Origin of the sequence: Pseudomonas sp. 11/12A (assembly GCF_000800055.1) — a bacterium.
GTDB lineage: Bacteria > Pseudomonadota > Gammaproteobacteria > Pseudomonadales > Pseudomonadaceae > Aquipseudomonas > Aquipseudomonas mohnii.
Window position 1 is genome coordinate 3,443,762 of sequence record NZ_JUGV01000001.1, and the last position, 15,346, is coordinate 3,459,107.

Consider the following 15,346-nt stretch of genomic DNA (forward strand, 5'->3'; position numbering starts at 1 on the left):
CTATCGCGAGCAAGCTCGCTCCTGCACCGGGGATTGGGATCACCCCACAGCACGTCAGACACAAGGACTTGCAATGCTCGCCCTGCCATGGATATTTCTGGCCCTGCTCTCCCTCGGCTACGGCATGGCCCTGGCCTATGGTCACCTCGGCTGGTTTGCCGGAATCTCCGTCGCGTTGTTGCTGATGGCCGCTTTCGCCGCTCGCCAGCAAAAAATTCAGTTCGGCCGCTACCTCGGCCACGGCCTGTTCATCTTTCTGGCCCTGGCACTGGCGCTGCACTGGCTGCCCGGTTTCTACAATGGTCGCGTTATCGCCCCCCAGCGCTTCACCGACGACGCCTTGCCGTTTTCCATGTACCTGCATCTGGACAAACCCCTGATCGGTTTCTGGCTATTGTTGGTGTGCCCGTGGATTGTCGGCCAGCGGTCGTTGCGACTGTCCCTGTACGCCACCGCGCTGGCGTTGACCTTGAGTGCGGTGCTGGCACTGGGTGGCGCGCTGTTGCTGGGGGTCATCGCTTGGGCGCCAAAATGGCCGGACCAGGCCTGGATCTGGCTGCTCAACAACTTGCTACTGGTGACGCTGGTCGAAGAAGCACTCTTTCGCGGCTATATACAGGGTGGCCTGAACCGTTGCCTGAAAAACCTGGCTTATGGGGAAAACCTCGCCCTGCTGCTTGCCTCACTGCTGTTCGGCCTGGCGCATGCCGGTGCGGGCTGGCAATGGGTAGTGCTGGCGAGCCTGGCCGGCGTCGGTTATGGTCTGGCCTACCGTTTTGGCGGACTGTCTGCCGCCATCGCCACCCACTTCGGTTTGAACCTGCTGCACTTCGGACTGTTCACCTATCCAATGCTCACGGGCTGACGCATGGGTCATTTTGCGACGCGCCACCGATAATCGAAAAATCGTCTCAACAAATGGCCATGGGTGCCGATACAGCACTTGAAAGCCTTGCGGATAAAAAAAGCCATGCGTAACAACCAACCAATTACACAACGCGAACGGACCTTTCCAGCTCAGCAACGGTTGATTTCCACCACTGATGCCAAAGGCCTGATCACCTACTGCAACGACGACTTCGTCGACATCAGCGGGTTTTCTCAGGAAGAACTGATCCGTGCCCCGCACAACCTGGTGCGTCACCCCGACGTCCCGGCCGCGGTGTTCTCGCACATGTGGGCAACACTGAAACAAGGTTTGCCATGGATGGGTATCGTCAAGAATCGCTGCAAGAGCGGTGATCACTACTGGGTCAACGCCTATGTGACACCGATCTTCGAAGGCAATCAGGTGATCGGTTACGAGTCGGTGCGGGTCAAGCCCACCGCCGAGCAGATCCGCCGTGCCGAAGCGCTTTACCAGCGCATCAATCAGGGCAAGTCGGCCATTCCTTCCTCCGATAAATGGTTGCCGATCCTGCAGGACTGGTTGCCGTTCATCCTGGTCAGCCAACTGAGTTTCATGATTGGCGCCACGCTGAACTCCCACTGGGGGTTTGCCCTGGCCGCCGGTCTCTCCGTGCCGCTGGGCCTGATGGGCCTGAGCTGGCAACAACGCGGGATCAAGCGCTTGCTGCGACTGGCCGAGCAGACCACGTCCGACCCGCTGATCGCGCAGATGTATACCGACAGCAGCGGTGCCCAGGCACGTCTGGAGATGTCGATCCTCAGCCAGGAAGCCCGCCTGAAAACCTGCCTGACCCGCCTGCAGGACACCGCCGAGCACCTGACCGATCAGGCGAAACAATCCGACACACTGGCCCACAACAGTTCCTCGGGCCTGGAGCGCCAGCGCGTCGAAACCGAGCAGGTGGCCACCGCCGTCAATGAGATGGCCGCCACCACCCAGGAAGTCGCCAGCCACGTGCAACGCACCGCCGACGCTACCCAGGAAGCCAATCGCCTGACCAGTCGCGGCCGTGACATCGCCGGGGAAACCCGCGAAGCCATTCAGCGCCTGTCGGTGGTGGTCGGGGAAACCGGACAGACCGTGACCCAACTGGCCAAGGACAGCGACGAAATCGGCGGCGTGGTGGACGTAATCAAAGGCATCGCCGACCAGACCAACCTGCTGGCACTCAACGCTGCCATCGAAGCGGCCCGCGCCGGTGAGATGGGTCGCGGTTTTGCAGTGGTGGCCGATGAAGTACGCCAATTGGCGCAACGCACCAGCGAATCCACCGGGCAGATTCACGCCCTGATCGCCAAGCTCCAGCAAACGGCCAGCACAGCGGTGCAGACCATGGAAGCCGGGCATCGTCAGGCTGAAGAAGGCGTGGCGCGGGTACTGGAAGCGGATCAGGCCTTGGTCGGCATCAGCGAAGCGGTGGCCAACATCACGGACATGACCACCCAGATCGCTGCCGCGACCGAAGAGCAAAGCTCGGTCGCCGAGGAGATCAGCCGCAACATCAGCAACATTTCCATCCTCGCTGACCAGACCTCGGAACAGGCTCAGAACTCGGCGCTGCTGAGTGAAGAGTTGACCAAAACCGCGAATACCCAGTATTCGTTGGTGGAGCGGTTCAACCGCTGATTGCTGCTGGAAAAACAAAACCCGGATCGCGAAAGCTTCCGGGTTTTTTTGAGCCTGTGAACGGGATGCCGCCTGGTAGTCCCTCATCGCGAGCAGGCTACTCCCACAGGGCTTCGCGTTGTTCAGCCCATCAAGCCACACAACCCATCACTGTGTGAGCGAGCCCGCTCGCGATGGGATCATCACAACCTCAGCAAAACCTCATTGAAGGAATAAAGCCACCTTCTGCGCTGCAGCCGCCAAGTGCTGCTCATGGCTAAACCCCGAAGCCTTCAATGGCTTCAAGTCGTGATCCCCCGCCACCAGCCAGAACACCTCGATGCTCGGCGATAACACATACCCCTCGACCGCCTCGCGATTGCCCAGCGCATCCCGTTCGCCCTGCACGATCAGCGTCCGCGCCTTCAACCCCGCCAGATGCTCTACTCGCGGTTTCTCCGGTTTGCCCACCGCATAAAACGGATAGCCCAGGCACACCAACGCATCAGCACCCATTTCATCCGCCAGCAAACTGGCCATCCGCCCGCCCATGGACTTGCCGCCGATGGCCAGGCGCCCAGTGACATGACGTCGCACCACGGCGTAGACCTCGCGCCAGCACTCCAGCAGCTTCGGTGCCGGGTTGGGTGGGCGCTTGCCGCCGTCGACACGCCGCTGCGCCATGTATGGAAATTCAAAGCGCAGCACGTTGACGCCTTGCGCCGCGAGGCGTGTGGCCATGTCGTTCATCCAGTCGCTGTCCATCGGCGCTCCGGCACCATGGGCCAGGATCAAGGTGGCGTACGCGGGCGCCACGGCGGCATTCCACCGCCATCCATGATCCCGCACGCACTGCGCCCATTGATCCCCGTCAATACCGGCCATGTGCTTCTTGTCCATGCTTGCCTCGCTTTTAGTCTGCCTATAACTCCGGCCGAAGAGTGCGCTGCCTTGCGCGAGCGCGCTCACTTCAGCTGAACCGTGGATGGGGAACCATGAACACTTCTATCAGTACCGCCTACAACTACAAGGTGGTCCGCCAATTCGCCATTATGACGGTGGTGTGGGGCATCGTCGGCATGGGGCTCGGGGTTTTTCTCGCTGCCCAGTTGGTCTGGCCCGAACTCAACTTCAACTTGCCGTGGACCAGTTTCGGCCGTTTACGCCCGCTGCACACCAACGCGGTGATCTTCGCCTTCGGCGGCTGCGCCCTGTTCGCCAGTTCGTTCTACTCGGTGCAGCGCACCTGCCAGACCCAGCTGTTCGCGCCAAAGATCGCCGCGTTCTGCTTCTGGGGCTGGCAACTGGTGATCCTGCTGGCCGCCATCAGCCTGCCGCTGGGGTACACCAGCTCCAAGGAGTACGCCGAGCTGGAATGGCCGATCGATATCCTGATCACCATTGTCTGGGTCGCCTATGCCGTGGTGTTCTTCGGCACGATCATGAAGCGCAAGACCAAGCACATCTACGTCGGTAACTGGTTCTTCGGCGCATTCATCGTCACCGTGGCGATTCTGCACATCGTCAACAACCTTGAGCTGCCGGTGAGTTTCACCAAGTCCTACTCGGTGTATGGCGGCGCGACCGATGCCATGGTTCAGTGGTGGTACGGGCACAACGCCGTGGGCTTTTTCCTCACCGCCGGTTTCCTGGGGATGATGTATTACTTCGTGCCGAAGCAGGCCGAGCGCCCGGTGTATTCCTATCGCTTGTCCATCGTGCATTTCTGGGCGCTGATCACCCTGTACATCTGGGCCGGTCCGCACCACCTGCACTACACCGCGCTGCCGGACTGGGCACAGTCGCTGGGCATGGTGATGTCGCTGATCCTGCTGGCGCCGAGCTGGGGCGGCATGATCAACGGCATGATGACGCTCTCGGGTGCCTGGCATAAGTTGCGCAGCGACCCGATCCTGCGCTTCCTGGTCGTGTCCCTGGCGTTCTACGGCATGTCGACCTTCGAGGGGCCGATGATGGCGATCAAGACCGTCAACGCGCTCTCCCACTACACCGACTGGACCATCGGCCACGTACACGCCGGCGCACTCGGCTGGGTAGCAATGATCTCGATCGGCGCGCTGTACCACATGATCCCGAAAGTCTTCGGTCGCCCACAGATGCACAGCATCGGCCTGATCAATGCGCACTTCTGGCTCGCCACCATCGGCACCGTGCTGTACATCGCCTCCATGTGGGTCAACGGCATCGCCCAAGGCCTGATGTGGCGTGCAGTCAACGAAGACGGCACGCTGACCTACTCCTTCGTCGAAACCCTGGCGGCCAGCCACCCGGGCTTCATCGTGCGGCTGGTAGGCGGTGCGATCTTCCTCAGCGGCATGTTGCTGATGGCTTACAACACCTGGCGCACCGTGCGGGCCTCGCAGCCTGCCGACGTCGCCGCTGCCGCGCAGATGGCCTGAGGAGTCCGCCATGAAACACGAAACAATCGAAAAAAACGTCGGCCTGCTGCTGTTGCTGATGATCTTTGCCGTGAGCATCGGCGGTCTGACCCAGATCGTCCCGCTGTTCTTCCAGGACGTGACCAATAAACCGGTGGAAGGCATGAAGCCCTACACCGCGCTGCAACTCGAAGGCCGCGACCTCTACATCCGCGAAGGCTGCGTCGGCTGCCACTCGCAGATGATCCGTCCGTTCCGCGCCGAGACCGAACGCTACGGGCACTACTCGGTGGCCGGTGAAAGTGTCTGGGACCACCCGTTCCTGTGGGGCTCGAAACGCACCGGACCTGACCTGGCCCGGGTCGGCGCGCGTTACTCCGATGACTGGCACCGCGCGCATTTGTACAACCCGCGCAACGTTGTGCCGGAATCGAAAATGCCGGCCTACCCGTGGTTGGTGGCCAACGCGCTCGACAGCAGCCACACCGAGACCAAGCTGCGTGCCATGCGCACCCTCGGCGTGCCGTACACCGACGAAGACATCGCCGGTGCGACCGAGTCGCTCAAGGGCAAATCGGAAATGGATGCCCTGGTCGCCTACCTGCAAGTGCTCGGCACTGCGATCAAGAGCAAGAGGTGAGCCGTGGTCTTTGAAATAAGCAGTGGAATGATTCGCGGCCTGGGCACGGTCGTAGTGTTCGTGGCCTTTGTCGGCCTGACGCTCTGGGTGTTCAACGGCAAGCGCAATCCGGAATTCGCCGAAGCGCGCCTGCTGCCATTCGCCGACGAGCCGCAACCCGACAGTGTCACCCCCCAAGAATCCGCAACAAGGAGTACCCGGCCATGACCACCTTCTGGAGTACGTGGATCTGCGTACTGACCATCGGCAGCCTGATCGGCCTGACCTGGCTGCTGATCGGCACCCGCAAGGGCGAAACCAAGGGCAGCGTCGACCAGACCATGGGCCATAGCTTCGACGGCATCGAGGAGTACGATAATCCGTTGCCGCAGTGGTGGTTCATGCTGTTCGCCGGCACCCTGGTGTTTGCCGTTGGCTACTTGATCCTCTATCCGGGCCTGGGCAACTGGAAAGGCATCCTGCCCGGCTACGACAACGGCTGGACCGGCGCGCACGAATGGGAAAAGGAAATGGCCAGGGCTGATGCGAAGTTCGGGCCGATCTTCGCCAAATTCGCTGCCATGCCGCTGGAAGAAGTGGCCAAGGATCCGCAAGCGTTGAAAATGGGCGGGCGCCTGTTTGCCTCCAACTGCTCGGTCTGCCACGGCTCGGACGCCAAGGGTGCATTCGGCTTCCCCAACCTGACGGACCGTGATTGGCGCTGGGGCGGCAACGCTGACACCATCAAGACCACCATCATGGGTGGGCGCATGGCGGCGATGCCGGCCTGGGGTGAAATCCTTGGTGAAGCCGGCGTGAAAAACGTCGCGGCCTATGTGCGCCATGGATTGGCCGGCCTGCCGCTGGCCGCCGACAGCGGTGCGGATCTGCAAGCCGGACAGCAACTGTTCAGCACCACCTGCGTAGCCTGCCACGGGGCAAACGGCCAGGGCACTGAAGCCATGGGCGCGCCGAATCTGACGCACCCGACCGGTTTTATCTACGGTACAAGCCTGGCGCAGCTGCAACAAACCATCCGCCATGGTCGCCAGGGCCATATGCCAGCGCAAAGCGAACTGCTCGGCAACGATAAGGTTCAATTGCTGGCGGCGTATGTGTACAGCCTGTCGCACGCTGCCGGTACCGAGCGCTTGCAGGCTGACGGCAAAACCGAGTAATCGATGACCGCTCTACTGCCGCATTCTCCGGAATGCGGCAGTTTCCCGCCCCTTTGCGACCCATTGTCGCACCCTCATTCAGTCTTCCTTTCGGTTCACCAGATTCGGGTCTAAGCTTGCTCCAATGCGGACTGGCAAGTACCGGTTCCAGGTCGACCCTAACCGATGTGTTCGATGATTCAGCTCGATGACAGGCCGCAAAGGCTGGTAGATACCGGCTGTCGCGCGAATTGCCATCGGTCATCTGATCGTTGCGATTGAACACACCTCGTTACATGTGACCTGACCCCCTTGCCCATTTAGTCCGACGGGACAATTTGCCGGCGTGCAAATTTGTCCTTACGCGGCGCATGGAAAGGCCGCAGAATCAGCATTTGAAAGCATTGACCCAGGTCATGGCGCGTTGCAATGACCCCCCGCTTTCTACATACTTGCGGCCGATTTTTAATCCTAATAAAACACCCAAACCGTGGAACCTTAGAATGAGCACAGCAATCAGTCCGACTGCTTATAACTATAAGGTAGTCCGCCAGTTCGCCATCATGACGGTGGTCTGGGGGATCCTTGGCATGGGGCTCGGTGTCTTCATCGCCTCACAGCTCGTATGGCCGGAATTGAATTTCGGTCTGCCGTGGACGACTTTTGGACGCCTGCGCCCGTTGCACACCAACCTGGTGATTTTCGCCTTCGGTGGATGTGCACTGTTTGCCACTTCTTATTATGTCGTGCAGCGAACCTGCCAAACGCGACTGATTTCCGACAGCCTCGCGGCCTTCACCTTCTGGGGATGGCAAGCGGTGATCGTCGGCGCCATCGTTACCTTGCCGCTGGGTTACACCACCACCAAGGAATACGCTGAGCTGGAATGGCCCCTCGCCATTCTGCTGGCCATCGTCTGGGTCACCTACGCTCTGGTGTTCTTCGGCACCATCGTCAAGCGCAAGACCAAGCACATTTATGTGGGTAACTGGTTCTACGGTGCCTTCATCCTCGTGACCGCGATGCTGCACATCGTCAACCACGCCTCCCTGCCAGTCAGTTTCTTCAAGTCCTATTCCGCCTATGCAGGTGCGACGGATGCGATGATCCAGTGGTGGTACGGCCACAACGCCGTGGGCTTCTTCCTGACCACCGGCTTCCTGGGGATGATGTACTACTTCGTGCCGAAACAGGCCGAGCGTCCGATCTATTCCTATCGCCTGTCCATCGTGCACTTCTGGGCACTGATCACCCTGTACATCTGGGCCGGTCCGCACCACCTGCACTACACCGCGCTGCCGGACTGGGCCCAATCCCTGGGCATGGCGATGTCGATCATCCTGCTGGCCCCGAGCTGGGGCGGCATGATCAACGGCATGATGACCCTGTCGGGCGCCTGGCATAAGCTGCGCACCGACCCGATCCTGCGCTTCCTGGTCGTGTCCCTGGCGTTCTATGGCATGTCGACCTTCGAAGGGCCGATGATGGCCATCAAGACCGTGAACTCGCTGTCGCACTACACCGACTGGACCATCGGCCACGTACACGCCGGCGCCCTGGGCTGGGTAGCGATGATCTCGATCGGCGCGATCTACCACATGATTCCGAAACTGTTCGGCCGCGCGCAGATGCACAGCACCGGCCTGATCAACACGCACTTCTGGCTCGCGACCATCGGTACCGTTCTGTACATCGCTTCGATGTGGGTCAACGGCATCACCCAGGGTCTGATGTGGCGTGCGATCAACGATGACGGCACCCTCACCTACTCGTTCGTCGAAGCACTGCAAGCCAGCCACCCTGGCTTCATCGTCCGCGCACTGGGCGGTGCGTTCTTCGCCACCGGCATGCTGTTCATGGCCTACAACGTATTCCGTACCGTACGCGCCTCGAACCCGGTTGAAGCCAAAGCCGCCGAACAGATTGCTGTAGTTGGAGCTCACTGATGAAGCATGAAGCAGTCGAGAAGAATATTGGCCTGCTGGCCTTCTTCATGGTTATCGCCGTCAGTATCGGCGGCCTGACCCAGATCGTTCCGCTGTTTTTCCAGGACGTCACCAACAAGCCGGTCGAAGGCATGAAGCCGCGCACCGCCCTTGAACTGGAAGGCCGCGACATTTACATCGCCAACGGTTGTGTCGGCTGCCACTCGCAGATGATCCGCCCGTTCCGCGCTGAAACCGAACGTTACGGCCACTACTCGGTCGCCGGTGAAAGCGTCTGGGACCACCCGTTCCTGTGGGGTTCCAAGCGTACCGGTCCGGACCTGGCCCGTGTCGGCGGTCGTTACTCCGATGACTGGCAACGTGCGCACTTGTACAACCCGCGCAACGTCGTGCCCGAGTCGAAAATGCCGGCCTACCCGTTCCTCGTGGAAAACAAGCTCGACGGCAAAGACACCGCCAGGAAAATGGAAGTCTTGCGCACGCTCGGCGTCCCTTACACCGACGAAGACATCGCCGGCGCCAAGGATGCTGTGAAGGGCAAAACCGAAATGGACGCGCTGGTGGCCTATCTGCAAGGCCTGGGCACCATCATCAAAAGCAAACGGTGATCTAGATGGATATCGGGATGATTCGTGGCCTGGGCACCGTTGTCGTGATGGTGGCCTTCATCGGTCTGGCGTTGTGGGTATTCAGCCCAAAGCGCAAGTCGGAGTTTGAAGACGCGACCTTGCTGCCTTTCGCGGATGATCCCGAAGCCATCAAGCACGTCGAGCAAGCTTCTAGGAGTAACAAAGAATGACTACATTCTGGAGTCTGTATGTCACAGTCCTCAGTCTCGGTACGATCTTTTCCCTGACCTGGCTGCTGCTGTCGACCCGCAAGGGCCAGCGCACCGAGGTGACGGAAGAGACGGTTGGCCACTCCTTCGACGGGATCGAGGAGTACGACAACCCACTGCCGAAATGGTGGTTCATGCTGTTCGTGGGCACCATCGTTTTCGCCCTGGGCTACCTGGTACTGTACCCGGGCCTGGGCAACTGGAAAGGCCTGTTGCCAGGTTACAACTACCTGGATAACGAGAAGCAGACCGCGTTCGCCAACGGCCAGACCGGCTGGACCGGCGTTCACGAGTGGGAAAAGGAAATGGCCAAGTCGGACGCCCGGTTCGGTCCGATTTTCGCCAAGTTCGCTTCCATGCCAATCGAAGAAGTCGCCAAGGACCCGCAAGCCCTGAAGATGGGTGGCCGCCTGTTCGCCTCCAACTGCTCGGTTTGCCACGGTTCCGACGCCAAAGGCGCCTATGGCTTCCCTAACCTGACCGACGCCGATTGGCGCTGGGGCGGCGAGCCGGAAACCATCAAGACCACGATCATGGGCGGCCGTCACGCGGTCATGCCGGCGTGGGCTGAAGTGATCGGTGAACAAGGCGTTGCCGACGTTGCCGCATTCGTGGTGACCAACCTCGATGGCCGCAAGCTGCCGGAAGGCACCAAGGCTGACCCGGTTGCCGGCCAGAAACTGTTCGCGGCCAACTGCGTGGCCTGCCACGGTCCGGAAGGCAAAGGCACCCCGGCAATGGGCGCACCGAACCTGACCCACCCCGCCGCGTTCATCTACGGTTCGAGCTTCGCTCAACTGCAGCAGACCATCCGTTACGGCCGTCAGGGCCAGATGCCTGCGCAAGAGCAACTGCAGGGTAACGACAAGGTTCACCTGCTGGCCGCTTACGTCTACAGCCTGTCTCACGGCGAGAAGGCTGCGGCGGCAGACGCTCAGTAAGGCAAACGCTCGACGCAATGCAAAAGACCCCGTCATTCGACGGGGTCTTTTTTTTGTAATCGCAAGACATGATCCCGATCACACAGCCCCTTTGCCGTGACAGTGGGCTAACGTTGTCACCGATACCTCAAGACCGGGCAGCTATACTTCACCTGTCAATTGACCTGCATCATGTTTTGTTACATTCACTACACCATCTATGAATTTCACCCAACGCGACCAAAGGTCGCACCCTTGGGCCAGAGCGACAGGCGTATCATTGCGCCACTGCAACACCTCTTTTTGACCGCGGCCAGCATGTACTGACCGGGGCATTTTTCCACTGCCGTGGGATGCAATGATGAGCAACCAGATTCCGGTACACGACGTCACACCGCCCAGTAAAAACGCGAACAACAGCGTCGATCTCTACGCCTCTCGAGAAAAAATCTACACCCGCGCCTTCACCGGCCTGTTCCGCAACCTGCGGATGATGGGCGGCGCCTTTTTATTCCTGTTGTATTTCGGCACGGTCTGGTTGAGCTGGGCGGGCCATCAGGCCGTCTGGTGGAATCTGCCGGAGCGAAAATTCTTTATTTTCGGCGCGACCTTCTGGCCGCAGGACTTCATCCTGCTCTCGGGCATTTTGATCATCAGCGCCTTCGGCCTGTTCTTCATTACGGTGTACGCCGGGCGGATCTGGTGCGGCTACACCTGTCCGCAGAGCGTCTGGACCTGGATTTTCATGTGGTGTGAAAAGGTCACCGAAGGCGACCGCAACCAGCGTATCAAGCTCGACAAGGCGCCCATGAGCGCCAACAAGTTTCTGCGTAAATTCAGCAAGCACACCCTGTGGTTGCTGATTGGCTTTGTGACCGGCATGACCTTCGTCGGCTATTTCTCGCCGATTCGTGAGTTGGTTATCGACTTTTTTACCGGCGAAGCCGATGGATGGTCGTATTTCTGGGTCGGATTCTTCACCCTCGCCACCTACGGCAACGCCGGCTGGCTGCGCGAACAGGTGTGCATCTACATGTGCCCGTACGCACGTTTCCAGAGCGTGATGTTCGACAAGGACACGCTGATCGTGTCCTACGACCCGCGTCGTGGCGAAAGCCGTGGCCCGCGCAAGAAAGGCGTCGACTACAAAGCCCAGGGCTTGGGCGACTGCATCGACTGCACCATGTGCGTTCAGGTCTGCCCCACCGGCATCGACATTCGCGACGGCCTGCAGATCGAGTGCATCGGTTGCGCCGCCTGTATCGATGCCTGTGACAGCATCATGGACAAAATGGAGTACCCGCGCGGGCTGATCAGCTACACCACCGAGCACAACCTGTCCGGGCAGAAAACCCATAAACTGCGCCCGCGCCTGATCGGCTATGCCGTGGTGCTGCTGGCGATGATCAGTTTGCTGGTCACTGCGTTTTTCATGCGTTCGCTGGTAGGTTTCGACGTCAGCAAGGACCGCGTGCTGTACCGTGAAAACGCCGAAGGGCGGATCGAAAACGTCTACAGCCTGAAAATCATGAACAAGGATCAGCGCGACCACACCTACGTGCTGGAAGCCGCCGGTCTGCCGGACCTCAAACTGCAAGGCCAGCGCGAAATCAAAGTGGCGGCCGGCGAGATCGTGAGCCAGCCGGCTGAACTGTCCGTGGCACCGGAACACCTGCCGTCGAGCACCAACGAGGTGAAATTCATCCTCAAGGATGCCGATGACAACAGCATCCACGTTGAAGCCAAGAGCCGATTCATCGGCCCACAAAATCGTTGAGAGAAGTGAACATGCCCGCAGCAAACGCCGCAAGCCCTTGGTACAAGCACCTTTGGCCGTGGATCATCATCGGGATTCTGGCTTGCTCGGTGACCCTGACCCTGTCCATGGTGACCATTGCGGTGAATCACCCGGACAACCTGGTCAACGACAACTACTACGAGGCTGGCAAAGGCATCAACCGTTCCCTGGACCGTGAACTGCTCGCCCAGACCCTGCTGATGCGCGCCGCGGTCCACCTGGATGATGTGACCGGCGAAGTCGATCTGCGCTTGAACGGCAATAGCCAGCCGAAGACCGTGGAGCTGAACCTGATCTCGCCGACCCAACCGGAAAAGGACCGCAAGATTGTCCTGACCCGCAGTGAAACCGAACAGGGCCGTTACATCGGTCAATTGAGCGACAAGGTCGAAGGCCGGCGCTTTGTCGAACTGCTCGGCACCCAGGATGACCACACATGGCGTCTGTTCGAAGAAGAACTGGTCAGCCATGACAAGGACCTGCTGCTCGGAGACGAGCCGCTGCAAGGCGCGGAAGACCTGAAAAAATAAACCCACGCTTCGCGCATTGCGAGCAAGCTCGCTCCCACAGTCAATCACTGTTGCATACAGATTTTGATATCACCAATGATCCCTGTGGGAGCGAGCTTGCTCGCGATGCGGCCCTTCCTGAAGACAAAGATTCAGCGGCGCTAGTGAAAACCTGATGACCACCCCACTCCCCTGCTACCACTGCGCCCTGCCCGTCCCGGCCGGCAGCCGTTTCACCGCGGCGGTTCTCGGGCAAACCCGCGAGTTCTGCTGCCCGGGTTGCCAGGCGGTGGCCGAGGCAATTGTTGCCGGCGGGCTGGAAAACTATTACCAGCATCGAAGCGAAGCGTCGGCCAACCCTGAAGCGCTACCGGTGCAATTGGTGGACGAACTGGCGCTGTACGACCGCGCGGATGTGCAACAACCCTTTGTCCGCCACGAAGGCGAACTCGCCGAAACCACACTGTTGATGGAAGGCATCAGTTGCGCCGCCTGTGGCTGGCTGATCGAGAAACATCTGCGTGCACTGCCCGCCGTGGCCGAAGCGCGCCTGAACCTGTCCAACCATCGCCTGCATGTTCGTTGGGCCGATGCCCAATTGCCGCTGAGCCAGGTGCTCGGCGAGTTGCGCCACATCGGTTACGCCGCCCACCCCTACCAGGCCGACCGCGCCAGCGAACAACTGGCCAGCGAAAACCGCCGGGCCCTGCGTCAATTGGGCGTCGCCGGATTGCTGTGGTTCCAGGCGATGATGGCGACCATGGCCACCTGGCCGGAATTCAACATCGACCTCAGCCCCGAACTGCACACGATCCTGCGCTGGGTCGCGCTGTTCCTCACCACCCCGATCGTGTTCTACAGCTGCGCACCGTTCTTCAAAGGCGCAATGCGCGACCTGCGCACCCGGCACCTGACAATGGACGTTTCTGTGTCGCTGGCCATTGGCAGTGCCTACATCGCCGGAATCTGGACCTCGATCACCGGGGTGGGTGAACTGTATTTCGACGCCGTTGGCATGTTCGCGCTGTTCCTGCTGGCGGGGCGTTATCTGGAACGCCGCGCCCGGGAACGCACGGCCGCCGCCACCGCACAACTGGTCAATCTGCTGCCGGCCTCGTGCCTGCGCCTGAGTACGGACGGTCAGAGCGAACGCATCCTGCTCAGCGAACTGCGCGTCGGCGATCAGGTGCTGGTGCACCCCGGCGCGATTCTCCCGGCCGACGGCAAGATCCTTGAGGGCCAGTCGAGCATCGACGAATCACTGCTCACCGGCGAATACCTGCCACAGGCCAGGACCACGGGCGATGCGGTCACTGCGGGCACCCTGAACGTCGAAGGCGCGTTGACCGTGGAAGTCCAGGCCCTGGGTCAGGACACTCGTCTGTCCGCCATCGTCCGCCTGCTCGATCGCGCCCAGGCTGAAAAGCCAAGACTGGCGGAAATCGCCGACCGTGCGGCGCAATGGTTCCTCCTGCTGTCACTGATCGCCGCCGCTGCCATCGGCCTGCTGTGGTGGGAGCTGGATGCTTCGCGGGCCTTCTGGATTGTCCTGGCGATGCTGGTTGCGACCTGCCCGTGCGCCCTGTCCCTGGCCACGCCGACGGCCCTCACCGCCGCCACCGGCACGTTGCACAAGCTGGGGCTGTTGTTGACGCGCGGCCATGTGCTCGAAGGCCTGAACCAGATCGATACGGTGATTTTCGACAAGACCGGAACCCTCACCGAAGGACGCCTGGCGTTACGCTCGATCCGCCCTCTCGGCGCCCTGGACAGCGATCAATGCCTGAGCCTCGCCGCCGCGCTGGAAAACCGCTCCGAACACCCGATTGCCCGCGCCTTTGGTCGTGCGCCACTGGCCGCCGAAGACGTGCACAGCACCCCCGGCCTCGGCCTCGAAGGACGGGTCGGCGAGCAACGTTTGCGTATTGGCCAACCCGATTTTGTCTGCGAACTCAGTGGCACCGCCCTGCCATCGATGCCGGATGAAGCCGGGCAATGGCTGTTGCTCGGCGATACCCAGGGGCCGCTGGCGTGGCTGGTCCTCGACGACCGCCTGCGTGCCGATGCCCGCGCCCTGCTGGATGCCTGCAAGGCGCGTGGCTGGCACACATTGTTGCTGTCCGGCGACAGCTCGCCGATGGTCGCCAGTGTCGCCGCCGAGCTAGGCATCGACGAAGCCCGCGGCGGATTGCGCCCGGACGACAAGCTGCAAGTCCTGCAACAGCTGCACAAGGAAGGTCGCAAGGTATTGATGCTCGGTGACGGGGTCAACGACGTGCCGGTGCTGGCGGCTGCCGACATCAGCGTGGCCATGGGTTCGGCCACCGATCTGGCGAAAACCAGTGCGGACGCGGTGCTGCTGTCCAATCGTCTCGATGCCCTCGTGCAAGCCTTCAGCCTGGCGCGACGCACCCGTCGGGTAATCATCGAGAACCTGCTGTGGGCCGGGCTGTACAATGGCCTCATGTTGCCGTTCGCCGCCCTCGGCTGGATCACTCCGGTATGGGCCGCGGTCGGTATGTCCATCAGTTCGCTGACCGTGGTGCTGAACGCGCTGCGCCTGACTCGCCTGCCGAGCGCGCCCGCCACCAGTAGCACGCCACAAACCCGCCCGCTACCGGCCTGAGCCGCGCGGGCATGGAGTC

The 15,346-nt window shown here is 60.9% G+C and carries 14 protein-coding genes; 13 read left to right on the plus strand and 1 reads right to left on the minus strand.

Annotated elements, in window-relative coordinates:
- Positions 1 to 73: 73 nt before the first annotated feature.
- A complete protein-coding gene (locus GQ39_RS15820; protein WP_047531401.1) occupies positions 74 to 865 on the plus strand; it encodes a CPBP family glutamic-type intramembrane protease in 792 nt (263 codons plus the stop codon).
- 105 nt (positions 866 to 970) lie between these two features.
- Positions 971 to 2,536 carry a methyl-accepting chemotaxis protein gene (locus GQ39_RS15825; RefSeq protein ID WP_047531403.1) on the plus strand — a complete coding sequence of 522 codons (1,566 nt, stop codon included), beginning with the start codon at positions 971 to 973 and terminating at the stop codon, positions 2,534 to 2,536.
- Positions 2,537 to 2,737: 201 nt separating this feature from the next.
- Here GQ39_RS15825 and GQ39_RS15830 read toward each other — a convergent pair whose 3' ends face one another.
- Positions 2,738 to 3,415: an alpha/beta family hydrolase gene (locus GQ39_RS15830; protein WP_047531405.1), complete on the minus strand. Its 678-nt coding sequence runs from the start codon at positions 3,413 to 3,415 to the stop codon at positions 2,738 to 2,740.
- A gap of 95 nt (positions 3,416 to 3,510) precedes the next feature.
- Here GQ39_RS15830 and ccoN (GQ39_RS15835) point away from each other — a divergent pair, with 95 nt between their 5' ends.
- The 11 genes from ccoN (GQ39_RS15835) (at position 3,511) to GQ39_RS15885 (ending at position 15,327) form a co-directional block, all read left to right on the plus strand.
- Positions 3,511 to 4,935 (plus strand): cytochrome-c oxidase, cbb3-type subunit I, encoded by a 1,425-nt coding sequence (gene ccoN, locus GQ39_RS15835; protein WP_047531406.1) that lies wholly within the window; start codon positions 3,511 to 3,513, stop codon positions 4,933 to 4,935.
- Between the two features lie 10 nt (positions 4,936 to 4,945).
- Complete coding sequence (gene ccoO / locus GQ39_RS15840; protein ID WP_047531409.1) at positions 4,946 to 5,554, plus strand: cytochrome-c oxidase, cbb3-type subunit II; 609 nt, start codon at positions 4,946 to 4,948, stop codon at positions 5,552 to 5,554.
- A 3-nt stretch (positions 5,555 to 5,557) separates the two neighbouring features.
- Positions 5,558 to 5,761: a cbb3-type cytochrome oxidase subunit 3 gene (locus GQ39_RS15845; protein WP_047531411.1), complete on the plus strand. Its 204-nt coding sequence runs from the start codon at positions 5,558 to 5,560 to the stop codon at positions 5,759 to 5,761.
- The gene (gene ccoP / locus GQ39_RS15850; protein ID WP_047531413.1) at positions 5,758 to 6,711 is read left to right on the plus strand and encodes a cytochrome-c oxidase, cbb3-type subunit III; all 954 of its coding nucleotides are present in this window, start codon (positions 5,758 to 5,760) and stop codon (positions 6,709 to 6,711) included. The genes GQ39_RS15845 and ccoP (GQ39_RS15850) overlap by 4 nt, the downstream gene beginning before the upstream one ends.
- Positions 6,712 to 7,193: 482 nt before the next feature.
- A complete protein-coding gene (gene ccoN / locus GQ39_RS15855; protein ID WP_047531416.1) occupies positions 7,194 to 8,636 on the plus strand; it encodes a cytochrome-c oxidase, cbb3-type subunit I in 1,443 nt (480 codons plus the stop codon).
- On the plus strand, positions 8,636 to 9,244 hold the full coding sequence (gene ccoO, locus GQ39_RS15860; RefSeq protein ID WP_047531418.1) for a cytochrome-c oxidase, cbb3-type subunit II: 609 nt from the start codon (positions 8,636 to 8,638) through the stop codon (positions 9,242 to 9,244). Before ccoN (GQ39_RS15855) ends, ccoO (GQ39_RS15860) begins: the two co-directional genes overlap by 1 nt.
- Positions 9,245 to 9,249: 5 nt before the next feature.
- A complete protein-coding gene (locus tag GQ39_RS15865) occupies positions 9,250 to 9,435 on the plus strand; it encodes a CcoQ/FixQ family Cbb3-type cytochrome c oxidase assembly chaperone (protein WP_003175465.1) in 186 nt (61 codons plus the stop codon).
- Positions 9,432 to 10,415, plus strand: coding sequence for a cytochrome-c oxidase, cbb3-type subunit III (ccoP, locus tag GQ39_RS15870; RefSeq protein ID WP_047531420.1), 984 nt, complete (start codon positions 9,432 to 9,434; stop codon positions 10,413 to 10,415). Before GQ39_RS15865 ends, ccoP (GQ39_RS15870) begins: the two co-directional genes overlap by 4 nt.
- Positions 10,416 to 10,755: 340 nt before the next feature.
- Positions 10,756 to 12,171, plus strand: coding sequence for a cytochrome c oxidase accessory protein CcoG (ccoG, locus tag GQ39_RS15875; RefSeq protein WP_047531422.1), 1,416 nt, complete (start codon positions 10,756 to 10,758; stop codon positions 12,169 to 12,171).
- 11 nt (positions 12,172 to 12,182) lie between these two features.
- The gene (locus GQ39_RS15880) at positions 12,183 to 12,722 is read left to right on the plus strand and encodes a FixH family protein (RefSeq protein ID WP_047531423.1); all 540 of its coding nucleotides are present in this window, start codon (positions 12,183 to 12,185) and stop codon (positions 12,720 to 12,722) included.
- 154 nt (positions 12,723 to 12,876) lie between these two features.
- Positions 12,877 to 15,327 carry a heavy metal translocating P-type ATPase gene (locus tag GQ39_RS15885; protein WP_047531425.1) on the plus strand — a complete coding sequence of 817 codons (2,451 nt, stop codon included), beginning with the start codon at positions 12,877 to 12,879 and terminating at the stop codon, positions 15,325 to 15,327.
- The last annotated feature ends 19 nt before the right edge of the window (positions 15,328 to 15,346 follow it).